Source organism: Inquilinus limosus DSM 16000, from assembly GCF_000423185.1.
GTDB classification, from domain to species: domain Bacteria; phylum Pseudomonadota; class Alphaproteobacteria; order DSM-16000; family Inquilinaceae; genus Inquilinus; species Inquilinus limosus.
Map to the genome: position 1 here is coordinate 305,488 of NZ_KE383985.1, position 22,584 is coordinate 328,071.

The window sequence follows — 22,584 nt, forward strand, 5'->3', positions numbered from 1 at the left end:
GGCACCTCAGAGGAACCACGTCGCCACCAGCCCCGCGCTGGCGGTGAAGATGATCCCGGTCGTCGCCCAGCCGAGGATGGCGATCGCAGGGGTGTTCACCTGGTCGCCCATGATCCGGCGGCTGCCGGTCATCAGCATGATCAGCAGCATCAGCGGCGGGGTGGAGAAGCCCTGGACGATGCCGGACCAGACCAGCGCCTTCATCGGGTTGAAGCCGAGGAAGTTCAGCCCCATCGCCACCAGGGTGAAGCCGACGATCGCCAGGTAGAACGCCTTCGCCTCGGACGGGCGGGCGTGCAGGCTGTGCTTCCAGCCGAAGGTCTGGGCCAGGTCGTAGGCGGCGCCCGTGGTCATCACCGGCACCGCCAGGAAGCCGACGCCGATGACGCCGGCGGCGAACAGGATGCCGGCGGCGTCGCCGGCCAGGGGGCGCAGCGCCTCCGCCGCCTGGGCGGCGGTGCTGATCTCGGTCTGCCCGGCGGCGTGCAGCGTCGACCCGGTCGACAGGATGATGAAGTACATGATCAGGTTCGAGAAGATCATGCCGATCAGCACGTCGGCGCGGGTTCTGCGCAGCTCGGCATCGGTCGCGCCGATCCTCTGCGACAGGCGACGGCGGCCCATCTGGATCTCCTCCTCGACCTCTTCGTTCGACTGCCAGGTATAGAGATAGGCGGAGAGCGTGGTGCCGATCGCGGCCACCAGCATCGACAGGAACTCGGCGGTCAGCTCGATCCGCGGCACCACCGTGCCGGTCAGCGTCGCCGCCAGATCCGGCCTGGCCAGGACCGCCGCCCCGACATAGGCCAGCAGCGCCAGGGCCAGCCAGCGGAACACGTTGCGGATCAGGGCGTAGGAGCCCCAGATCTGCAGCGCCAGGATCGCCGCCGTGACCGTCACCACGATCCCGGCGAAGGGGACCGGCAGCAGGAGACCGATCGCCGCGGCCATGCCGCCGATGTCGGCCGCAGCCTCGATGGTGTTGCCGATCAGCACCCCGATCAGCGCCGGATACAGCACCCAGCGCGGGAAGTGGTCGCGGATGACGTGGAACAGGCCGCGGCCCGACACCTGGCCGAGCTTGGCGGAAAGGTAGACCACCGCGAACATCATCGGCAGCGTCGCCGGGGCGGTCCACAGGAAGGACGGCCCCAGCGCGGCGCCGGCGCTGGCATAGGTGCCGATCGCCGAGGGGTCGTCGTCCGCCGCCCCGGTGATCAGGCCGAGGCCCAGCACCCGCAGCGGACCGCGCCGGGCCACCTTACCGCACGTCCGGCGGCGCGTCGCTTCGGGGTTCAACGGGCGGCCTGCAGGCCCTTCTGCAGCGCCCGGGCCCGGTCCAGATGGCGCTGGATCATCGGCAGGCCGGCTTCCGCGATGGCCCGCAGCGACGGCTCCTCGGCCGTGGGCGCGTAATGCTGATAGACCTTCAGGGCCTCCTGATGGGCGGTGACCTGGCCGTTGAGGTAGAGCCGGTCGAAATCGGCATCGGTCGCGCGCTGCAGCTGGTCGAGGACCTGCTGGTGCTTGAGATCGATCCGCTTCGGCAGCGGGGTCGACAGGTCGTGGTCCTTCACCGCCTTGGCGATCTGCTCCTGCGACCGGGTGTGGTCGGCCACCATCATCTCGGCGAAGGCGCGGATCTCCGGGGACTGCGTCCGCCGCAGGGCGATCCTCGCGGCCTCGATCTCGAACATGTCGCTGCGCCCCGCCTGCTGCACGAAGAAGGCCGCGTGCTGGCCCTCGGTGCCGGTCAGCACGCCGCCCTCCTGGGCCTGGGCGGCGCGGCCGAAGGGAAGGGCCAGCACGGCCGCGAGCAGCAGGGCGGGGGCGATCCGCATCTCGACCTCTGAGGCTGGTTCGAAGCTGCCTGGACAATGGGGCGCCGCCGGCCGGGGTTCCGGCCATGCGACGGGCGGAGACCGCTGCCCGGTCCCCGGATCGGACCCCGGGATAGACTCGGCCGTCCATTGCAAAGGTGTTTCAGCAAATATGGGCAGCATTGATCGCTTTCGCCAAAGGGAGGGTCTGATGCAGGGTTGAATCGTCTGTCATATCGAGATAAAATAATATGCCTGCGCAATACTGAAGTACAATAGTAGATAAAACTTTCGACATATATAGAGACAATTATCAGACAATTATATAGATTCAGTCCTATACTGGTAATATAGTTAGTCGATTAATTACTTATTGCACTGCACCGTAAACGATGCCAAAAAGAAGAGGTGGCCTGCGGCCGACGAGCCCTGATGACAGGCGTTCAGCCTGCATGGGGAATGGCGCTACGACGCCATTGTGCCTGATCTGGGGTTCAACCCGGGCAGGAGGTCGCGATCATCGGCTGTTCCTGCGCTTGACGGATGGCTGATTTCGGGCTGCGTGACTTGGACGAAGGGGGATCAGATGGAATCCAGCGACCACCGGCGTCTCAGACGGACACCCGACGCCCGTTAGCGCCGAAGATTCGCGCCTCTCAACGATGACAGCCACTCTCCGCCCGGCCGTGCCGCCGGCGGTCGGCAGCTAGTCGCGTCCGCATTTCCGGAAGAGGCCCTTCCGGAAGCGCGGGAGGCCGGTCGCGTCATCCCCCCTCAAACCCGCTCTTGGAGGGGAAAGTGGATAAGCACCACAAGGACATGATCTCGTCGCTGAAGGCCGCGTCGGGAGAAGAGGTTCTCGTCCCGGACTACCTGTTCGAGACCTTGTCGAATGCTTTGACCAATGCCCGGGTCATTCCGTACAGCGCGGCGGCGCAGCTCAAGTCGCTGGTTCCCGATTGTGCGATCGTGCACAAGGGGCTGATGCCCCGCCTGCCGCGGCAGATCCTGCAGGCGCTGGTGATCCACGGCGATATCCAGCATGCCAACGAGGTGTTCGTGGTGTTCGCCCGGCACGCCGCCGGCGCGAAGCCGTCGGTGCTGGACGTCACCCGCCGCCGCCACACCCAGCCGGTCCTCGAATACGTCAAGCGCGACACCCGCGTCCGGCGCCGGTCGTCGACGGAGAGGCGGGCGGTGGTGGTCTCGGCCTTCGGCGTCGGCAATGTCGGCGACGACGCGGTCAGCTTCGGCGCCCGCGAAGCCCTGTATCGCAACGGCTTCGACGAGGTCGAGCTGGTCGGCCCGAACCCCGACTACGGCGTCATCGACACGGCGGACCTGGTCGTGGTCGGCGGCGGCGGGCTGCTCTACGACAGCAGCTTCAGCAACGTCTCGAACTACACCGCGCCGATCCGCTACGCCTATGAGCGCGGCATTCCCAGCGCCGTGCTCGGCGTCGGCACCCAGGGGATCCGGACGACGCTCGGCGCCGCCGCCTACAAGGACGCGCTGTCCCTGGCGCGGCTGGTCACGGTGCGCGAGCGCAGCGACGCCACCCTGCTGACCGAGACGGTGGGGCTGAAGAACGTCCACACCACCGGCGACTTGGCCCTGCTGCTGGCGGACGGGCCGGACTCGATCTCCCTCCGGCGCGACCCGAGCCTCGTCGTGCTGTCGCTGAGCCACAGCCTGGAGAGCTGGCTGGCCAAGCGGGACAGCACGATCGACGCCTATCTCGACGAGACGCTCGACGCGCTCGGCAAGACCCATTCCTCGGTGGTCGGCGTGGTCCATTCCGTCGACGACGAGGCGATCTACGAAAGGCTGCGGCAGCGGCGCGAGATCCAGGTCGTCAAGGCGGCCGATTTCGACGTCTCGGCGATCATGGACCTCTACGCCTCCGCCGGCCTCGTGGTCAGCTCGCGGTTCCACGGGCTGCTCTTCTCGGTGATCGGGCGGACGCCGCTGATCCAGGTCTGCGGCCCGACCAGCAAGAGCGGCCGGGCGCTGGCGGAGCGGTTCCCGTCGCTGACCCGCGCCGCGATCCTCCTGGACAACGCCAACCGGAACCTGCGGATCGCGGACGCGATCGAGTTCGTCCAGCCGGTCGGCGAGGAGGAGCGGTCCGCGGCGATCGAGGGCGCGCGCGAGAACATCCAGCTTCTGGCGACCGTCTTCGACCGCAAGGGCGCCATCATGGTCGAGGCCGTCCCGGCCGAGCCGGCCCCGGCATCCGCGAAGGCCCCGCCCGCGGCGAAGGCGCCGGAGCCTGCCGCCGCGCCGCCTGCCGCCCCGGCCGCGGCCGAGGCGCGGCCGGAGAACCGGGAGATCGTGCTGCCGGACCATGTCGTGGTCACCACGGCCGATGCCATCCAGCTCGCCGTGCCGGCCGACAGCGCCGAGGCCGAGCGGCAGGAGATCGAGGCCCGGCGGTGGCGGAACAGCACGCTGGCCTGCGCCGCCAAGATCCTGAAGCCGGGCGACAAGGTGGTCGATCTCGACCCGGGCTTCCTCTATTTCGCCTCCGCCTTCGGCAGCCTCGTCTCCAAGGCGGGATCGGTGTCGGTTGCGTTCGAGAAGAGCGAGGGCGAGCCGATCCTGAAGCAGTACCAGGCCCTCAACGGCAAGAAGACCGACCGGGCGGCGATCCGGCTCTGCGATGCGGCCGACCCGAAGCAGGTCGCGAAGGCCTGCGACGACGCCAAGCTGGTGCGGCTGCGCCTGTCGGGCGAGATCGCGAGAGACCGGGCGGAGTGCATCCGCGCGATCCGGTCGCGCTCGCCGCACGTCATCCTCGAGGCGCCCGACCTGCCAGCGGTCAGGGCCGCGATCGAGGCATTCCTGGGGTCCGAGATCGCCCGCGAGGGCCGGCGCATCTTCACCTTGGGCGACTCCGACCTGGTCGAACGCCCGATCTACGAGATCAGCCAGCTCGACGAGACCACCCTGCTTCTCCAGCTCGAAGAGGCGAATCATGGATAAGGAAGCCGTTGTCGTCAGCTTCTACGGCGGAAAGCAGTACTACTACGACTCCGCCTACAACCTCGCCGAGGACTGCAAGAAGCTCGACATCGAGCACGATTTCGAGGAGGTGAAGCTCGGCCCGGACGCCAACTGGGCCGACATCTGCCGCTACAAGGTCAACTACTATTCCCGCAAGCTGGAGGAATACAAGCGGCCGATCATCTGGGTCGATATCGACACCCGCATCATCAAACGGCCGGACCCGTTCCTGCGCTGCGAGAGCGACTTCGCGGCCTTCCTGCGGAACTTCAAGTATTTCCGGGAATACGACCCGTTCATCTTCGCGCGGACATTCCATCCCGGGTTCCTGTTCTTCAACTACACCTCGGCGACCCGGCGGCTGCTGGAGCAGCTGGTGGAGCTGGAGAAGACCAGCAAGGAGCGCGGCACCGACGACTACTTCTTCGAGGAGGCCTGGCGGGCGCATTCCGAGCAGCTGCAGGTCACGCTGCTGCCGCCGAAGCGGATCGCCTGGGGCGAGAAGCTGGGCGCGGCGGATGCCTGGTTCGCCTTCGGCGACAGCGGCAATGTCCGCGACTTCGTCAAGGAGGTGGCCCAGCACGACGCGCCGATCCTGGAGCCGTCGCGCCAGTACCGCGTGCTCAAGGCCATCTCCGAGCAGGAGCTGAAGGCCGGCAAGCTGCAGAACGCCGCGGTCTATCTGAAGAAGATGACCGACCTCGACCCGTCGCAGGACGACCCGCTCAACACCCTCGCCCGCGTCGCCCGGCGGCAGGAGGGCGAGAAGGCCGCGCTGACGCTCTATGAGGGGCGGATCTCGCAGCTGCGGCAGGAGGGCGAATACAGCGAGCGCCTGTCCACGCTGCTGCAGCGGGTGGTCGATTTCTGCATCGAGTTCCACCTGCCGGAGGAGGGCCAGCGCTATGCCGGCGAGCTGCTGCAGCACGGCACCGCCAAGGCGAAGGCCTTCGCCAAGGGCCGGATGCTGCGGCTGGGGCTGGAGGAGCGCGCCAAGGCCGGGGGGCTGGAGCCTAAGCAGCGGCCGCAGCTGTGGTGGATGGAGCAGCCCTATCCCGGCAATTTCGGCGACATCCTCAACCCCTACATCGTCGAGAAGCTGACCGGGCGCCCGCCGCGCTGGGTCGCCGCGGGCAGCGGCGCCCTCGTCATCGGGTCGGTGATCAAATTCGCCAAGAAGGGCACGCCGGTCTGGGGCACCGGCAGCCCGCGCCTGACCGACAAGCTGCACCCGCAGGCGGTGTACAGGGCGGTGCGCGGCCCGCTGACGCGGCGCCTGGTGCTCGACAGCGGCGGCAAATGCCCGCAGGTCTACGGCGACGCCGCCCTGCTGCTGCCGCAGCTCTACCAGCCGAAGGGCACCAAGAAGCACAAGCTCGGCCTGATCCGCCACTTCACCCATGTGGCGGCGCCGCTGGAGGTGCATCCGGACGTCAAGGTGATCGACATCATGCGCAGCTCCTACGCCGACATCGAGGCGTTCCTCGACGAGGTGTCGGAGTGCGAGCACATCATCTCGACCTCGCTGCACGGCCTGATCGTGTCCCAGGCCTACGGCATCCCGGTCGGCTGGGCGGTGATGTCGACCAGCGAGACCCAGATCCCGGGCGGCAACACCAAGTTCGAGGACTATTTCGCCTCGGTCGGGCTGAAGGATGTCGAGCCCTTCGACCTCGCGGAGATCGGCACGGTCACGCCCGACCATGCGCGGCTGTGCCAATACGTGCCGGAGCGGATGCCGGACCTGGCGGCGCTGCGCGAGGCCTGCCCGTTCCCGCTCGCGGCCTGACCGGCAGGATGGGAGAACCGGCACAAGTGCCGCTGGCCGTGGTCCGCCGGAAGCGGGATGCGGCGTTCCTGAACGAGACGCGGGTGGCGGATCTGATCCGCCCCCGCCGCTTCGCCAAGGAGCGGCTGATCGCGGAGCGCGCCCGGTCGACGCAGGAGATCGGGCCGCTCGACCTGTGGGAGGGCTATCGCGACTTCACCGCGCCCGACGACAGCTTCAAGCGGTCCAGCAACGCCGTCCGCACCAGCCACAAATACGGGCGGGTCTATTACCAGCTGGTCCGCCGCTTCCGGCCGTGGACGGTGGTCGAGATCGGCACCGCCTTCGGCGTCTCGGGCATGTACTGGCTGGCCGGGCTCTCGGCCAACCGCCGCGGCCGGCTGGTCACCTTCGACCCCAACCGGCAGTGGCAGGAGATCGCCCGCGCCAACCTGGCCGCGATCAGCCCCCGCTTCACGGCCGTCGCCGACACCTTCGAGGCGGGCTTCGAGGCGGCGGACATCCGCTTCGACCGGCCGGGCATCGCCTTCATCGACGGCATCCACGTCGGCGAGATCGTCAAGGCCCAGGCCGAGCTGCTGCTCCCGCGGCTGGCCGGCCGCTGGATCGTCGTGTTCGACGACATCCGCTTCAACGACGGCATGTACCGCTGCTTCCGCGAGATCGAGCAGGGGCCGGCAGTGGCGTCGGCCGTCGAGATCGAATCGCGGGTGGGAATCGTCGAGGTGGAGGCGGCGCGGCAGGACGGGTGAAACGCTGCCGGCATCTTGCGCGGCGGCAGGGGCTTGCCGCTTCCGATTTAATAATTATTATTAAAGCTCGGCATTTCGGAGAATGACCGTGATCAGTGCTGATCTTGGGCCGCGGCTCGAAAGCGTCGTCAAGAAGCTGGTCGAATCCGGCCGCTACGGCTCGAAGAGCGAGGTGCTGCGCGAAGGCGTACGCCTCGTCGAGGAACGCGAGAAGCGCCTCGCCCTGCTGGATGCCGCCATCGAACGCGGCCTGGCTGATATCGAGGCCGGCCGAACCAAGCCTGTCGACGAGGTCTTCGAGCGGCTTGAGCGCAAGTACCGGTCTATGGCCGGGGAAACGGAATGATCGTTGCGCTTTCCGCAGAAGCAGAAAGCGATCTTGAGGACATTGCCGATTTCATTGCGAGGGACAACCCGGCTCGGGCCCTGAGCTTCGTGCAAGAGCTGCGGGCAAGCTGGCCGACATGCCGATGGGCCACCCCTCGTGCCGCGTTACGAGAAACGGGGCATCCGCCGGCGCGTGCGCGGCAACTGCCAGATTTTCTATCGTGCCGATGACGAGCAGGTCTATGTGGTGCGTGTCCTGCACGGCGCGCGCGACTATGAGGCGCTCCTGTAGGGGGCGGCATGCTGTACCCATCGCCCGCACCTGGCGAACTGCTCCGGGCGCGCGCTTGCGCCTCTGAGCTGTCCACGACGAAAGCCGCCGATGTCGCCAAGCTTCCTGAGATCCGGTGGTGGGCGCGACTGGGATTGAACCAGTGACCCCTACGATGTCAACGTAGTGCTCTCCCGCTGAGCTACGCGCCCGTTACCGGGAAGGACGGCCGAGGCCGGTCGTCCGCGGGGAGCGCCCATGTAGCATCATCGACCGGGGTGTGCAAGCGTCAAACCAAGCCCGCCGGCCACCCAGCCCATCGGCCCCGTCGACAGCCCCCGGAGGCTGCGATATGACGGTGACATGGATGGTCAAGTCGCCTCGCAGTCGCCGGCGTCCGACGCGGTGGCGATCGCCCTGCCGCCGGGTCGGCGCCTCCCGGTCGTGGTCGCGTCGCCGCACAGCGGCCGCGAATACCCGCCATCGTTCCTGGCCGCGGCACGGCTCGACCCGCACACGCTGCGCCGTTCCGAGGACGGCTTCGTCGACGAGATCTTCGGCCGGGTGCCCGAGCGCGGGGTGCCGCTGCTGCGCGCGCTGTTCCCGCGCGCCTTCCTCGACGTCAACCGCGAGGCCTATGAGCTCGACCCCGAGATGTTCGACGACGCGCTGCCGGGCTGGGTCAACACCCGCTCGCCGCGGGTCGTCGCCGGGCTCGGCACCATCGCCCGCATCGTCGCCCAGGGGAAGGACATCTATCGCGGCAAGCTGCGATTCGCCGAGGCGGTGGAGCGGGTCGAGCGCTACTACACCCCCTATCACGCGGCGCTGCGCCGGCTGGTCGACGAGACCCGCGCCGCCTTCGGCCACGCCATCCTGATCGACGCCCATTCGATGCCGTCGCAGGGCGCCTCGCGCACCCCGGGCGGCCGCGCCGTCGATGTCGTGCTGGGCGACTGCTACGGCAGCTCCTGCGCCGCGACGGTGACCGAGGCGGCGGAGCAGTGGCTGGCCGGCCGCGGCTATGTCGTCACCCGCAACACACCCTATGCCGGCGGCTTCACCACCCGGCACTACGGCCGGCCGCGCGCCGGCATCCACGCCCTGCAGATCGAGCTGAACCGGGCCCTCTACATGGACGAGGCGACGCTGTCGCCGAGCCGGGGCCTGGAGCGGCTGACCGCCGACATGACCGATTTCGTCGCCGCCCTCGGCGCGATCGGGCAGGAGACGCTGTCGGGATAGCGGGATCGTCGGGCGAGAGAGGGGATCGCCATGAGCCTCTTGGTCAATATCGACGTGCCCGATCTCGACGCCGCGGTCGCCTTCTACACCGCGGCCTTCGGCCTCACGGTCGGGCGCCGCTTCGGCGGTGAGATGGCGGAGCTGACCGGCTGGCCCGCCCCGGTCTACCTGCTGCGCAAGCCGGCCGGCACGATCGGCGCCGGTGACAGCCGCCGCGGCTACGCCCGGCACTGGACGCCGGTGCATCTCGACGTGGTGGTGGACGACATCGCGGCGGCGCTGCGGCGTGCGGTCGCGGCCGGCGCCGTGGCCGAGGGCGAGATCCGCACCGCCGCCTGGGGCAGGCTGGCCCCGCTGGCCGACCCCTTCGGGCACGGCCTCTGCCTGATCGAGTTCCTCAACCGCGGCTACGACGAGATCGCCGACCACCCGGCCTGACCGGCGGGCGTACCCACGCCCGGAACGCCTCGGTCCTTCCTGCGACGGACGAGAGAACGGTTCTGTCCCTCTTTACTTTCCTGTAAGGATGGCCCGCGGACAGACTGCGCGCCGCCGGCGGCGATCTTCGCCGCCCGGCCAGGAGACGCGCGGGGCAGGGAGCTTCATCCGTCCAATCCGGGAGAGCAGGGCGCAGGATGACCCGCGAATTCATCAACGTCATATCCACCAAGCGGTCCGGCCATCACGCCTTCGTCCGCTGGCTGCGGCAGCACCGCGAGGCGCCGACCGCCTTCGCCAACAACCTCGTGATCGGCGAGCCGATCCGGTCGCGCCTGCTGAAGCTCGACCAACCCCCGGCGCCCGGCAAGAGCGCGCCCGACGCCGTGATCTTCAACTATGAGGGGGTGACGCGGCTGGGGCTCGACGTCGCCTGGCGCCTGCAGCGCGTGGCCGGCGGCCGGACGGTGGACCTGCTGTTCCTGCGCGACCCGCTGAACCTCTGCGCCAGCCTGCTGCACCGCAAGCGGCTCGTCCGGCTGGACCTGGTGATGATCCTCCGCCAGCTCTTCGCCGAGCGCGACTGGCTCGAGGCCTATGCCGAAGGCGCCGTGCCCGGCCTCTCCCTGATCGGCTACAACGCCTGGCTGATCGATGCGGCCTATCGCCAGCGGGTGGCGGACCGGCTCGGGCTGCGGTCGAGCGAACGCGTCACCGCCGTCACCCGGCACGGCGGCGGCAGCTCGTTCAAGGATCTCGCCAGCGTCGGCGACGACGAGGCCAGGCGCCTGACGACGCGCTGGCACGGCTATCGCGAGGATTCGCTGTTCGGCGCGCTGCTGACCCACCCCAGGCTGCTGCCGTGGTTCGAGGCCGCGCTGGCCGGCGAGATCAGGGACAGCTTCGGCGCCGACCTGGCCGACCCGGACGGGCTGGCCTATCTGCGGGCGACCGCCCAGGCCCGGCCGCGGCATCCCTTCGTCGACCGCATGATCGACTCCCTGGCGGACCGGCAGGACCTGTTCCACCGCATCGAATCCGGCACGTCCTTCGAGAAGAAGTTCGGGATCGCCCGGGCCCATCTCGCGGTCCTGGCCGGGCCGGGGCGGGGGGCCGGCGAGCGCGCGCGGCAGACCGTCTAGCCCCGGGCTAGGCCGGTACCGACGCCGTCTTCTCCGGCCATTCGCACAGATCGGCGACGGGGCAGGCCGGGCACAGCGGCTTGCGCGCCTTGCAGGTGTAGCGGCCGTGCAGGATCAGCCAGTGATGCGCGTGCCGCTTCCACCGGTCCGGCGTCACCCGCTCCAGCACCCGCTCCACCGCGTCCGGCGTCTTGCCGGGGGCCAGGCCGGTGCGGTTCCCGACCCGGAAGATGTGGGTGTCGACGGCGATGGTCGGCTCGCCGAAGGCGACGTTGAGCACCACATTGGCGGTCTTGCGCCCGACCCCCGGCAGCGCCTCCAGCGCCGCCCGGTCGCGCGGCACCTCGCCGCCATGCTGCTTCAGCAGGATCTCCGACAGGGCGATGACGTTCTTCGCCTTCATGTTGTAGAGGCCGATGGTGCGGATGTAGCGCGACAGCCCCTCCACCCCCAGCGCCACGATCTTCTCCGGCGTGTCGGCGACGGCGAAAAGCGGCCCGGTCGCCTTGTTCACCCCGACATCGGTGGCCTGCGCCGACAGCACCACGGCGACCAGCAGGGTGTAGGGGTTGTGGTAGTTCAGCTCGCTCTTCGGCTCCGGCATCCGGGCGGCGAGGCGGGCGTAGAAGGTGTCGATGGCGGCGGGCGTCATGCGCCGCAGCCTAGCGGGGCGAAAGGGGGCGCGCCATCGGCCTTTGCCATGCGGCCGCCGCGGCCTATGCTTCCAGTATGCGCAGCAGCAGCATCACCCGGGTCGGCGCCCATGGGGCCGCCGATGACCGCGCGCCGGTCCTGTTCGAGCGGCTGCTGCGGCCGAAGCGCAGCCTGGGCCCCTTCGGCTTCTGGCTGGTGATCGGCGTGGTCGGCGTCACCAGCCTGTTCAACGGCGTGCTGTTCCTGATGCTCGGCGCCTGGCCGGTGTTCGGCTTCTACGGCCTCGACGCGGTGCTGCTCTATCTTCTGATGCGGTCGAATCTGCGGCGGGCGGAGCGCAGCTGGGAAAGCCTGCGCCTGACCGCGGACCGGCTGGTGATCGAGCACGGCGACCATCGCGGCGTGTCGCACCGGATCGAGCTGCAGCCCTACTGGCTGCGGGTCGAGGTCGACCGCAGCGAGATCGGCCAGAATCGGGTCACCCTGACCAGCCACGGACAGCGCGTCGCCATCGGCGGCTTCCTGGCCCCGTCCGACCGCGCCGATCTGGCGCGCGACCTCTCGGCGGCGCTCGACCGGCTGCGCGGGCCCCGGGCGGAGGGGTGACGGCGGGGAGTGCGTCAGCTCAGCCCCAGCACGTCGGCCATGGTGTAGAGGCCGGGGGCCCGACCGCGGCCCCACAGCGCCGCCTTGACCGCACCGCGGGCGAAGATGCCGCGGTCGGTCGCCCTGTGCGCCAGCTCGATGCGCTCGCCGGTCCCGGCCAGGATCACCGCATGCTCGCCGACCACGTCGCCGCCGCGCAGCGTGGCGAAGCCGATGGCGCCGTCCGGGCGCCTGCCGTCGCGGTCGATCGCCTTCACCGCGTCGAAATCGACCCCGCGGCCCTCGGCGGCGGCGCGGCCCAGCAGGATCGCGGTGCCGGAAGGGGCGTCGATCTTGTGGCGGTGGTGCATCTCCACCACCTCGATGTCCCAGCCGGCGGCGTCGAGCGCGCGGGCGGCCTGGCGCACCAGCGCCGCCAGCAGGTTCACGCCCAGGCTCATATTGTAGGACTGGATGATCGGGGTGTGGCGCGCGGCCCGGCCCAGCGCCGCCAGATCCTCGGCCGAGAAGCCGGTGGTGCCGACGACATGCACCGCCTTGCCCTGCGCGGCCAGCGCCGCGAAGCGCACCGAGGCCTCCGGCCGGGTGAAGTCGACCACCGCGTCGGCGGTGGCGAAGAGCTGCACCGGGTCGTCGCCGACGGTGACGCCGCAGGCCGGCCGCCCGGCGACCAGGCCGGCATCCCGGCCGACCGCGGCGCTGCCTTCATGCTCGACCGCGCCGTGCAGCACCACCGAGCCGTCGGCGATGTCCAGCACCGTCTGCACCAGCATCCGGCCCATCCGGCCGGCAGCGCCGGTGATGCCGAGCCTGAGGGGGCCCTCGACAGGGCGGGGGGTGTCGCCGGCGGTCATGCGGCAGGGTCCTTCGGTGTGGTCCTCCACCCCTCCTGTCATGCCCGGGCTCGACCCGGGCATCCAGGTTGGGTGCATCGGCTCTTTGCGGCCCCCGGATCACCAGGTCAAGCCGGGTGATGACAAGAAGGAGAGAAGGCGGTCCGATCCCGCCTGCCGCTACTCCTTGAAGAACTCCTTCACCTTGGCGAAGAAGCCCTGGCTCTCGGGGCTGGTGCCGCCGCCGCCGTCGCGCTCGAACTCCTCGAGCAGCTCGCGCTGGCGCTTGGTCAGGTTGACCGGGGTCTCGACCTGCAGCTCGACATACATGTCGCCGCGGCCGGCCGAGCGCAGCACCGTCATGCCCTTGCCGCGCAGGCGGAAGCGGGCGCCGGACTGGGTGCCGGCCGGCACCGTGATCTTGGCGCGGCCGCCGTCGATCGCCGGGATCTCGATCGGCCCGCCCAGCGCCGCCGTGGTCATCGGGATCGGCGCCTTGCAGAACAGGTCGGCGCCGTCGCGCTGGAACAGCGCGTGCGGCCGCACCGACAGGAAGATGTAGAGGTCGCCGGGCGGTGCGCCGCGCATGCCGCTCTCGCCCTCGTTGGCCAGGCGGATGCGGGTGCCGTCGTCCACCCCCGGCGGGATGTCGACTTTCAGCGTCTTGTCCTTGCGGGTGCGGCCGGAGCCGCCGCAGTTCCGGCACGGGTTCTTGATCACCCGGCCCTGGCCGCCGCAGCTCGGGCAGGTGCGCTCGACCGTGAAGAAGCCCTGGGAGGCGCGGACCCGGCCGGCGCCGCCGCAGGTCGGGCAGGTCACCGGCTGGCTGCCGGGCTCGGCGCCGGAACCGTCGCAGACCTCGCAGGCGACCGAGGACGGCACCTTGATCGTCGCCTGCTTGCCCTGGAACGCCTCCTCGAGCGTGATCTCGAGGTTGAAGCGGACATCGGCGCCGCGCCCGGCCTGGGCGCGCTGGCCCCGGCGGCCGCCCATGAAGTCGCCGAACATCTCCTCGAAGATGTCGGCGAAGCCGCCCGAGAAGTCGGCCCCGCCCGGGCCGCGCGGCCCGGCGCCGTCGAAGGCGGCGTGGCCGAAACGGTCATAGGCGGCGCGCTTCTGCTCGTCCTTCAGGACGTCATAGGCCTCGTTGATTTCCTTGAACTTCTGCTCGGCGGCCTTGTCGCCCGGATTGCGGTCCGGGTGATACTGCATCGCGAGCTTGCGATAGGCCTTCTTGATCTCGTCCGCGCCGGCGCCGCGCGCAACCCCCAGAAGATCGTAAAAGTCCTGCTTCGCCATGCGGATCCTCGTGCCGAACCGGGAGAGCCCTCGACGGCCCCGGCCCGGATGGAAACCGCCCCCGCGCGGCCCGTCAGGAACCCTCGCGGGGGCGGCGACTGCCCCTTATCGACGTGTCGCGGTCATCGGCCCGCGGTCACGCCGACTTCTTCTTCTTGTCGTCGTCGACTTCCTCGAAATCGGCGTCGACCACGCCGTCGTCCGGCTTCGCCGAAGCCTGCTCGCCGCCCGGGGCGGCGCCCGACTCCTGACTGGCCTTGTACATGGCCTCGCCGATCTTCATCGCCGCCTGGGCCAGGGCCTGGGTCTTGGCCTTGATCTCCTCGGCGTCCTCGCTGGTCAGGACCGACTTCAGATCGGCGATCGCGCTCTCGACCGCGGCCTTGTCGGCCGCCTCGGCCTTGTCGCCGAACTCGGCCAGCTGCTTCTCGGTCGAATGGATCAGCGCATCGGCGTGGTTGCGGGCCTCGACCGTCTCGCGCCGCTTCTTGTCGGCGGCGGCGTTGGCCTCGGCGTCCTTGACCATCTTGTCGATGTCGGTGTCGGACAGGCCGCCCGAAGCCTGGATGCGGATCGCCTGCTCCTTGCCCGTCGCCTTGTCCTTGGCGCCGACATTGACGATGCCGTTGGCGTCGATGTCGAAGGTCACCTCGATCTGCGGCATGCCGCGCGGGGCCGGCGGGATGCCGACCAGGTCGAACTGGCCCAGCAGCTTGTTGTCGGCCGCCATCTCGCGCTCGCCCTGGAACACGCGGATCGTCACCGCGGTCTGGTTGTCCTCGGCGGTCGAGAAGGTCTGGCTCTTCTTGGTCGGGATCGTGGTGTTGCGCTCGATCAGCCGGGTGAACACGCCGCCCAGCGTCTCGATGCCCAGTGACAGCGGGGTGACGTCGAGCAGCAGCACGTCCTTGACCTCGCCGCGCAGCACGCCGCCCTGGATCGCGGCGCCGACGGCCACGACCTCATCCGGGTTGACGCCGCGATGCGGGTCCTTGCCGAAGAACTGCTTCACCGTCTCGATGACCTTGGGCATGCGGGTCATGCCGCCGACCAGGATCACCTCGTCGATCTCGCTGGCCTTCAGGCCGGCGTCGCGCAGCGCGGCGCGGCACGGCTCGACCGTGCGCTGGATCAGGTCGTCGACCAGCGCCTCGAGCTTCGCTCGGGTCAGCTTGATGTTCAGGTGCTTCGGGCCGGACGCGTCGGCGGTGATGAAGGGCAGGTTCACCTCGGTCTGGACCGAGGAGGACAGCTCGATCTTCGCCTTCTCGGCCGCTTCCTTCAGGCGCTGCAAGGCCAGGCGGTCCTTCCGCAGGTCGATGCCCTGCTCCTTTTTGAACTCCTCGGCCAGGTAGTCGATGATCTTGGCGTCGAAGTCCTCGCCGCCCAGGAAGGTGTCGCCGTTGGTCGACTTCACCTCGAACACGCCGTCGCCGATCTCGAGGATCGAGATGTCGAAGGTGCCGCCGCCGAGGTCGTAGACCGCGATCGTGCCCGACGCCTTCTTGTCCAGGCCGTAGGCCAGGGCGGCCGCCGTCGGCTCGTTGATGATGCGCAGCACCTCGAGCCCGGCGATCTTGCCGGCATCCTTGGTGGCCTGGCGCTGGCTGTCGTTGAAGTAGGCCGGGACGGTGATGACGGCCTGGGTCACCTTCTCGCCCAGGAACGCCTCGGCCGTCTCCTTCATCTTCATCAGGGTGAAGGCGGAAATCTGGCTCGGCGCATACTTCTGGCCGCGCGACTCGACCCAGGCGTCGCCGTTGTCGCCGGCGACGATCTGGTAGGGGACGAGGCCCTTGTCCTTCTGGGTCATCGGGTCGTCGTAGCGGCGGCCGATCAGGCGCTTGACCGCGAAGATCGTGTTCTCGGGGTTGGTCACCGCCTGGCGCTTCGCCGCCTGGCCGACCAGCCGCTCACCCGATTCGGTGAAGGCGACGATCGACGGCGTGGTGCGCGCGCCTTCCGCATTCTCGATCACCCGCGCCTGCGACCCATCCATGATAGCGACGCAGGAATTGGTGGTGCCGAGGTCGATACCGATGACTTTGCTCATCTCTTCCTCATTCCTTCAGCAGGTCGCGGCTGGCCCTCGGTGAGGCACCGCCGGGACCCCCAATCGATCTCACTGCCGCCCGCGGCGGCCTTTGCTTCCCCGGTCATATAGGCGGCGCGTCCTCGGGCTGCAACGTCGAGTCTTCAGGATTGTGACGGCCCGCAGGGATGTGGCCGCCCGGTCACGCCCGGCCCGTCACGCCCGGGCTCATCGCGCCCGCCCCTGTCACGCCCGTCGGGGCGCGCCCAGGACGAAGCCGGCCAGGAAGCCGCCGATATGGGCCTGCCAGGCGATCTGGGCGTCCACGCCCATGAGGCCGCCGCCCAGCACGGCGAATACGACGTTGACGACGATGGTGAAGCCTATCAGGTTCAGGGCCAGCCGCCGCCCGGCCGGATCGTGCCGCGCCAGGGCCAGCCGGCAGAAGGCGCCGACGCAGCCCGACACCGCGCCGGAGGCGCCGATCAGCGTGGTGTCCTCGCCCCAGCTCGCGGCGATCTGGACCAGCGCCGCGGCCACGGTCGTCACCAGCAGCAGCACGGTGTAGCGGCGGGGGCCGTACTGCCGCTCGCAGACGCTGCCGAAGGCCAGGAAGAAGCCGAGATTGGCGATCAGATGGATCGGCTCGGAATGCACCAGGGCATAGAACACCAGCGATGCGACCACCGTCAGGGCGTCGAGCGGCGACAGCTGGCCGAGATACTGGAAGAAGGCCGGAACCACGGCCATGCGGTAGACGACCGGCGCCCAGACCTGCTGCGGCAGCAGGTGGATGGCGGCGAAGACCGCGATCATCGCGCCGCTCAGCCACAGCGTGATCGGCGGGACGTTGAAGATCGGCTGGCGCGACATGGCCCCTCCGGGCGGCAACGGGTCCCGGCCTCTTACAGGAGCACGAGGCCGATCGGAAGCGCGCGATCCGTCACCCCGGCCCGAGGATCTCGGCCCGCGCGGCCCGGGTCAGCTTGGCCAGGATCAGCCGGTGCGCCTCGCGCAGATAGGCCTGCAGGTCCGCCTCGGGCAGGGCGTCCAGCGCCGCCGCCACCCATTTGGCGCGGGCCAGATAGGGCGCCGGGCGGATGCCCGGCTGCTCGATCAGGAGGATGTGGGAGAAGTCCGACGCCTTGAACCAGGCCTCGGGTTCGCCGCGCGACATCCCGGCCAGCAGGGCGAAGATCTTGCCGCCGACCTTGAACACATGGGCGCCGCCCCATTGCACGCTCAGGGTCGCGCCGGGCAGCGACAGGCAGAAGGCCTCGACCGCCTCGGGCGTCATCCCCGGCGCCGGGCGGTCAGTGGCCGTGGCGGTTGCCCTTGCGCACGAAGCGGCGGCCGCAATAGTTGCACACCACCTCGTGCTCATGCCCGATCGGGTAGTAGACCATCGGGTGGCCCAGCGGCCCGCCGCCGCCGTCGCACCCCACCGTCTCGACATCGCGGTCGACCTCGATCACTTCGGACGGCTGAAGGGTGGCGGGCTGCATGGCTCGGAGGTTCCTGGCGGCAAAAGACATCGGCGGGCGAAGATTGCCCGCGCTCCGGCCGGATGATACCCATGGCGCCCAGCCGATCAACTACTTCGCACAGGATCATGGCCGCCGAGCCGCTGCCGAACGCCGCACCGGAGAGCGCCATCCGGCTGCGCGGCCTGACCAAGACCTATCGCGGGCGCAACAAGCAGCCGGACAAGCTGGCCCTGCACCCGATCGACCTCGACATCCCCGCCGGGTCCATCTTCGGCCTCCTGGGCCCGAACGGCGCCGGCAAGTCGACCCTGATCAACATCCTGGCCGGGCTCGTCAACAAGACCGCGGGCGACGCCTGGATCTGGGGCTTCGACATCGGCCGGTCGCCGCGCCAGGCCCGGGCCGCGATCGGGGTGGTGCCGCAGGAACTGAACATTGACCCGTTCTTCACTCCGCGAGAGCTCCTGGACCTCCAGGCCGGGCTCTACGGCGTGCCGAAGGGCGAGCGGATCACCGAGGCGCTGCTGGAGGCGGTCGGGCTGGCCGACAAGGCCGATGCCTATGCCCGGACGCTGTCGGGCGGCATGCGGCGGCGGCTGATGGTGGCCAAGGCGATGGTGCATTCGCCGCCCGTGCTGGTGCTGGACGAGCCGACCGCCGGCGTCGACATCGAGCTGCGGCGCAGCCTCTGGGCCCATGTCCGGGCGCTGAACCGGGCCGGCACCACCATCGTCCTGACCACCCATTACCTGGAGGAAGCGGAGGAGCTGTGCGACCGGATCGCGATCATCGATCACGGCCGCATCGTCGCCTGCGACAGCACCGCCAACCTCCTCTCCAGCGTCGACAGCAAGACCCTGGTGGTGAGCTTGAGCGAGCCGCTGGACGCGCTGCCGCCGGTCCTGGCCGCCCGCGGCATGGAGCTGGCGGGCGCGGCCCGGCTGGTGGTGCGCTACCGGCCGAGCGAGACCCGGCTGGGCGATCTCCTGAACCTGATGGACCAGAACGGTATCCGCATCGCCGACCTGACCACCGAGGAGACCGACCTCGAGGACATCTTCCTGCAGCTCACCGGCGAAGGCGCCGCGGCGGCAAGGAGGGCGGCAGGGGAGTAAACGAGCCACTCCTCCGATTGTCATTGCCGGGCTTGACCCGGCAATCCAGAGGCTGTCGAGACCGTCTGGATGCCCGGGTCAAGCCCGGGCATGACAATGTGAGGGAGCGGTGAACGAACCCGCTACTGCGCCGCCTGGGCCGAGGCGAGCTGGCGGGAGACCAGCTGGGCGTAGAGCCCGCCGCGGGCCAGCAGCGCCGCATGGGTGCCGGTCTCGGCCACCCGTCCCTCGTCCAGCACCACGATCAGGTCGGCGTCGCGCACGGTCGACAGGCGGTGGGCGATGACGATGGTGGTGCGGTCGGCCTGCAGCCGGTCCAGCGCCCGGCGCACCGCCTGCTCGTTCACCGTGTCGAGATGCGAGGTCGCCTCGTCCAGGATCAGCACCGGCGCGTTCTTCAGGAAGGCCCGGGCGATGGCGACGCGCTGGCGCTGGCCGCCGGACAGCGCCGTGCCGCGCTCACCGACCGGCGAATCGAGCCCCTCGGGCAGGGTCTCGACCAGCTCGGCCAGCGACGCATGCTCGATCGCCGCAGCCAGCTCCTCTTCGCCCGCATCGGGCCGGGCGATCCGGATGTTGGCGCGCAGCGTGTCGTTGAACAGGTAGGTGTCCTGGGCCACCAGCGCGATGCGCCGGCGCAGGTCGTCGAGGTCGTAGTCGCGCAGATCGACGCCGTTCAGGATGATCCGGCCCTCGTCCGGGTCCCAGAACCGCATCAGCAGCTGGGCCGTGGTGGTCTTGCCGGCGCCGGAGGTGCCGACCAGCGCCACCGTCTTGCCGGCCGGGATCTCGACCGTCACCCCGGCCAGGGCGCGCCGGCCCTGGCCGGGATAGGTGAAGCCGACGCCCTGCAGCGCCAGCGCCGCCGGACCAGGATGGTCGGGCACGCCCGGCCCGTCGGTGACCGGCACCGGCTCGGCCTTCAGCCCGTAGATGCGGCGGGTGGCGCCCAGCGTGTCGGCCAGCTGGCGGCCGATCTGCGCGATCTCCGACACCGGCAGGAAGGCGGCCATGGCCAGGATGGTCAGCAGCGGCAGCAGGCCCGGGTCGATGGCGCTCTGCGTCGACAGCGCGGCGCCGGTCACCACCACGGCCAAGCCGCCCAGGCCGGTCAGGATCTCCAGCAGGCTCTGCTGCCGGGTCAGCTCGGCGAAGAAGGGCAGGCGCAGCCGGATGAAGCGTTGCGACAGCGCGTCCAGCCGGTCGCCGCGGGCCTTCTCCTGCTGGAAGGCGACGATCTCGCCCAGCCCCTGCACCGAATCGACCGCGAAGGCGCCCAGCTCACCCGCCGCCTCGCGCGACTCGGAGCCGAGGCGGTCGACCCGGCCGCGCATCAGGAACGGGCTGACGGCCACCGCCAGCAGGAAGGGCAGCAGCGCCAGCGCGATCCAGGGGCTGGCCCAGACCAGCACGGCCAGCACCGCGGCCGGCACCAGCACGGCGACGAAGGCCGGCGCCACGGTGTGGGCGAAGAAGTACTCCACCAGCTCGATGTCGTGGGTGACCAGCGCCATCAGGTCGCCGGTGCGCCGCCGCACCAGATAGGCCGGGGCCAGGGCGTCGAGCTTGCGGAACACGTCGGCACGCATGTCGGCCAGCAGGCGGAAGGCCATGTCGTGGGCGATCCAGGATTCCAGCCAGTGCAGCACGCCGGACAGCGGCGCTACCACGGCCAGGGCCCAGAGCAGCCCGCCATAGGGCTCGCCGTTCTTCAGCGCCAGCAGGACCAGCGCGCTCAGCACCCCGACGCCGATGAAGGCGACGACGCGCAGCACGCCGAACGCGAAGGTCAGGGCCAGCTTGCCCTTCCAGGGCATGGCCAGCCTCATCAGCTCGGCCACCAGCCGACCCCAGCCCAGGCCCTCGGCCTTGAGGATGCCCTCGGTCTCCACCTTGGTCGCGGCGGCGGGCGCGGCCGGGGCCGGCTCGGCGGTGCGGGCGGCGACCGGGGCATCGATGATAGTGCCGGCGGCGGATTCGCGCGCCTGCTCGGCCATCAGCCCGGCATAGACGCCGCCCTGCTGCATCAGCGCGGCGTGGGGGCCGCTCTCGACCACCCGGCCACGGTCCAGCACCAGGATGCGGTCGCAGCCGATCACGCTCGACAGGCGGTGCGCCAGGATCAGCGTGGTGCGGCCCTGCATCAGCCGGTCCAGCGCCTCCTGGATCACCGCCTCGTTCTCGGCGTCGACCGCGGACAGCGCCTCGTCCAGCACCAGGATCGGGGTGTCGCGCAGCAGGGCGCGGGCGATGGCGACGCGCTGGCGCTGGCCGCCGGACAGCTTCACGCCCTTCTCGCCGACGACGGTGCGGTAGCCCTGCGGCAGCGACTGGATGAAGCCGTGGATGTTGGCGGCGCGGGCGGCCGCCTCGACCTCCGCTTCGGTGGCGTCCGGCCGGCCCATGCGGATGTTGTCCTCGACCGTGCCGTGGAACAGGAAGGTGTCCTGGTTCACCACCGAGATCATCGACCGGATCTGGTCGAAGGACAGGCCGCGCAGATCGTGCCCGCCCAGCCGGATGGTGCCGGCCTCCGGGTCGTAGAAGCGCAGCAGCAGGCGCACGATCGACGACTTGCCGCCGCCGGACGGGCCGACCAGGCCGATCCGCTCGCCGGCCCTGGCCTCGAAGCTCAGCGCCTCATGGATGGTGCGGCGGGTGCCGGGATAGCGGAAGCGCACGCCGTCGAATTCGATGGTCGGGGCCAGCGGCCGAGCCAGCGCCGCCGGGGGCGCATCCGCAACCTCCGGCGTGTCGTCCAGCACCTGGTAGATGCCCTGGGCGGCGGACAGGCCGACCATGCCCTGGTGCAGCACCGACCGCAGCTCGCGCATCGGCCGGAAGATCTCGACGCCGAGCATCAGGATGACCAGCAGCGCCGACAGGGCCATGGCGCCCGACTCGACCCGCCAGGCGCCCAGTGCCAGGGCCGCGGCGGCGCCGCAGGCGATGGCGCTGTCGGTGATGCCGCGGGCCAGGACGTTGGTCGCCAGCACCCGCATGGTGCTGCGGAACAGCGACCGCGCCTTGGCTTCCAGCACCGCGGCGCGGGCCTTGCTCTGGCCGAAGGCCTTCAGCGTCGCCAGGCCCTGGACCGAATCCAGGAACTCGGCGGCGAAATCGGCATAGACCTGGCGCAGCTGCAGCGAGCTGCCGGTCTCGTGCCGGTGCCACAGCGCCGGGCCGAACAGCGCGATCAGCGCGAAGGCCAGCATCACCGCGGCCACCGGCAGGTCGACGAAAGCGATGGCGGCGAAGATCAGGACCGGGGTCAGCAGCGAGATCAGGAACTGCGGCAGGAACTGGCCGAAATAGACCTCCAGCTGCTCCACCCCGTCGATCAGCGACAGGGTCAGGGCGCCGGAGCGGCGGCGGGCCACGGTGCCGGGCCCCAGTGCCGCGATCCGGTCGAAGATGGTCCGGCGCAGCCGGGCCTGAACGCGCGACGCGGTCTCATGCGCGATCATCACGCGTCCGTGCTCGAACACGCCGCGCAGCACCATGACGCCGGCGATCAGGGCGATGGCGGGCGCCAGCTCGGCCAGCGGCCGTCCGGCGAAGACCTGGCCGATCAGCCAGCCCAGCAGGGCCAGCCGGGCGACGCCGAGCGCGACCGAGACCAGGCCGATGGCCACGGCCCAGACGATGCGGAGACGGACCCCTTGGGTGAAGTGCCACAGGCGCGGTTCGAAGTGCATCGCGCGTGTTTCCCTCTGATGAGACGCCGCCGGTCGGCCCCCCTTGAATAAGTCAGGCGTCGGATGGGTC

20 protein-coding genes, 1 tRNA gene and 1 pseudogene are annotated in these 22,584 nt (G+C 69.9%); 11 read left to right on the forward strand and 11 right to left on the reverse strand.

All coding sequences use genetic code 11. The annotated features are described in order from the left end of the window. Positions 1-6: 6 nt before the first annotated feature. Positions 7-1,260, reverse strand: coding sequence for an Nramp family divalent metal transporter (locus G537_RS0131135; protein WP_026873372.1), 1,254 nt, complete (start codon positions 1,258-1,260; stop codon positions 7-9). A 35-nt stretch (positions 1,261-1,295) separates the two neighbouring features. Then, positions 1,296-1,841 carry a DUF4142 domain-containing protein gene (locus G537_RS40975; protein WP_051249351.1) on the reverse strand — a complete coding sequence of 182 codons (546 nt, stop codon included), beginning with the start codon at positions 1,839-1,841 and terminating at the stop codon, positions 1,296-1,298. 777 nt (positions 1,842-2,618) lie between these two features. Between G537_RS40975 and G537_RS0131145 the strand changes: the two genes are divergently transcribed. From G537_RS0131145 to G537_RS45515, 6 genes and pseudogenes are all read left to right on the forward strand, one after another. After that, positions 2,619-4,805: a polysaccharide pyruvyl transferase family protein gene (locus G537_RS0131145; RefSeq protein ID WP_155888859.1), complete on the forward strand. Its 2,187-nt coding sequence runs from the start codon at positions 2,619-2,621 to the stop codon at positions 4,803-4,805. Next, complete coding sequence (locus tag G537_RS42565) at positions 4,798-6,615, forward strand: polysaccharide pyruvyl transferase family protein (protein WP_051249352.1); 1,818 nt, start codon at positions 4,798-4,800, stop codon at positions 6,613-6,615. Before G537_RS0131145 ends, G537_RS42565 begins: the two co-directional genes overlap by 8 nt. Positions 6,616-6,641: 26 nt before the next feature. Beyond that, positions 6,642-7,367 (forward strand): class I SAM-dependent methyltransferase, encoded by a 726-nt coding sequence (locus G537_RS40985; RefSeq protein ID WP_051249353.1) that lies wholly within the window; start codon positions 6,642-6,644, stop codon positions 7,365-7,367. An 82-nt stretch (positions 7,368-7,449) separates the two neighbouring features. Then, the gene (locus G537_RS0131160) at positions 7,450-7,713 is read left to right on the forward strand and encodes a type II toxin-antitoxin system ParD family antitoxin (protein ID WP_211230567.1); all 264 of its coding nucleotides are present in this window, start codon (positions 7,450-7,452) and stop codon (positions 7,711-7,713) included. Next, positions 7,710-7,814 (forward strand): annotated as a pseudogene (locus G537_RS45690) (type II toxin-antitoxin system RelE/ParE family toxin); the annotation flags it as partial. The gene G537_RS0131160 and the pseudogene G537_RS45690, both read left to right, overlap by 4 nt. Positions 7,815-7,851: 37 nt before the next feature. Next, positions 7,852-7,986, forward strand: coding sequence for a type II toxin-antitoxin system RelE/ParE family toxin (locus tag G537_RS45515; protein WP_281171517.1), 135 nt, complete (start codon positions 7,852-7,854; stop codon positions 7,984-7,986). Between the two features lie 116 nt (positions 7,987-8,102). Here G537_RS45515 and G537_RS0131170 read toward each other — a convergent pair. Then, positions 8,103-8,177 (reverse strand) — tRNA-Val (locus G537_RS0131170). 151 nt (positions 8,178-8,328) lie between these two features. Here G537_RS0131170 and G537_RS40995 point away from each other — a divergent pair. The 3 genes from G537_RS40995 to G537_RS0131185 all read left to right on the forward strand — a co-directional run bounded on the left by G537_RS40995 (position 8,329) and on the right by G537_RS0131185 (position 10,790). Beyond that, on the forward strand, positions 8,329-9,210 hold the full coding sequence (locus tag G537_RS40995; protein ID WP_051249354.1) for an N-formylglutamate amidohydrolase: 882 nt from the start codon (positions 8,329-8,331) through the stop codon (positions 9,208-9,210). 30 nt (positions 9,211-9,240) lie between these two features. Next, positions 9,241-9,648, forward strand: a complete 408-nt coding sequence (locus G537_RS0131180) for a VOC family protein (protein ID WP_026873375.1) — start codon at positions 9,241-9,243, stop codon at positions 9,646-9,648. Positions 9,649-9,845: 197 nt separating this feature from the next. Beyond that, positions 9,846-10,790: a hypothetical protein gene (locus tag G537_RS0131185; RefSeq protein ID WP_026873376.1), complete on the forward strand. Its 945-nt coding sequence runs from the start codon at positions 9,846-9,848 to the stop codon at positions 10,788-10,790. A gap of 7 nt (positions 10,791-10,797) precedes the next feature. Here G537_RS0131185 and nth read toward each other — a convergent pair whose 3' ends face one another. Beyond that, positions 10,798-11,442: an endonuclease III gene (nth, locus tag G537_RS0131190; protein WP_026873377.1), complete on the reverse strand. Its 645-nt coding sequence runs from the start codon at positions 11,440-11,442 to the stop codon at positions 10,798-10,800. A gap of 77 nt (positions 11,443-11,519) precedes the next feature. On the opposite strand from nth, the gene G537_RS0131195 reads away from it, so the two are divergent. Beyond that, positions 11,520-12,050, forward strand: a complete 531-nt coding sequence (locus G537_RS0131195; RefSeq protein WP_034853556.1) for a DUF2244 domain-containing protein — start codon at positions 11,520-11,522, stop codon at positions 12,048-12,050. A gap of 14 nt (positions 12,051-12,064) precedes the next feature. Here the strand turns inward: G537_RS0131195 and dapB are convergent, their stop codons facing one another. From dapB to G537_RS0131225, 6 genes are all read right to left on the reverse strand, one after another. Then, positions 12,065-12,904, reverse strand: a complete 840-nt coding sequence (gene dapB, locus G537_RS0131200) for a 4-hydroxy-tetrahydrodipicolinate reductase (protein ID WP_051249355.1) — start codon at positions 12,902-12,904, stop codon at positions 12,065-12,067. A gap of 159 nt (positions 12,905-13,063) precedes the next feature. Continuing rightward, positions 13,064-14,182, reverse strand: a complete 1,119-nt coding sequence (dnaJ, locus tag G537_RS0131205) for a molecular chaperone DnaJ (protein ID WP_026873380.1) — start codon at positions 14,180-14,182, stop codon at positions 13,064-13,066. 136 nt (positions 14,183-14,318) lie between these two features. After that, on the reverse strand, positions 14,319-16,235 hold the full coding sequence (gene dnaK / locus G537_RS0131210; protein WP_026873381.1) for a molecular chaperone DnaK: 1,917 nt from the start codon (positions 16,233-16,235) through the stop codon (positions 14,319-14,321). Between the two features lie 225 nt (positions 16,236-16,460). Then, a complete protein-coding gene (locus G537_RS0131215; protein ID WP_026873382.1) occupies positions 16,461-17,087 on the reverse strand; it encodes a rhomboid family intramembrane serine protease in 627 nt (208 codons plus the stop codon). Positions 17,088-17,157: 70 nt separating this feature from the next. Beyond that, on the reverse strand, positions 17,158-17,511 hold the full coding sequence (locus tag G537_RS0131220; RefSeq protein WP_026873383.1) for an MmcQ/YjbR family DNA-binding protein: 354 nt from the start codon (positions 17,509-17,511) through the stop codon (positions 17,158-17,160). 16 nt (positions 17,512-17,527) lie between these two features. Continuing rightward, entirely contained in the window at positions 17,528-17,719 is a 192-nt protein-coding gene (locus tag G537_RS0131225) for a zinc-finger domain-containing protein (protein WP_026873384.1), read from the reverse strand. A 71-nt stretch (positions 17,720-17,790) separates the two neighbouring features. Between G537_RS0131225 and G537_RS0131230 the strand changes: the two genes are divergently transcribed. Further along, a complete protein-coding gene (locus tag G537_RS0131230; RefSeq protein ID WP_425402318.1) occupies positions 17,791-18,816 on the forward strand; it encodes an ABC transporter ATP-binding protein in 1,026 nt (341 codons plus the stop codon). Positions 18,817-18,938: 122 nt separating this feature from the next. Here the strand turns inward: G537_RS0131230 and G537_RS0131235 are convergent, their stop codons facing one another. Continuing rightward, positions 18,939-22,514 (reverse strand): ABC transporter ATP-binding protein, encoded by a 3,576-nt coding sequence (locus tag G537_RS0131235; protein WP_026873386.1) that lies wholly within the window; start codon positions 22,512-22,514, stop codon positions 18,939-18,941. Positions 22,515-22,584: the final 70 nt, after the last annotated feature.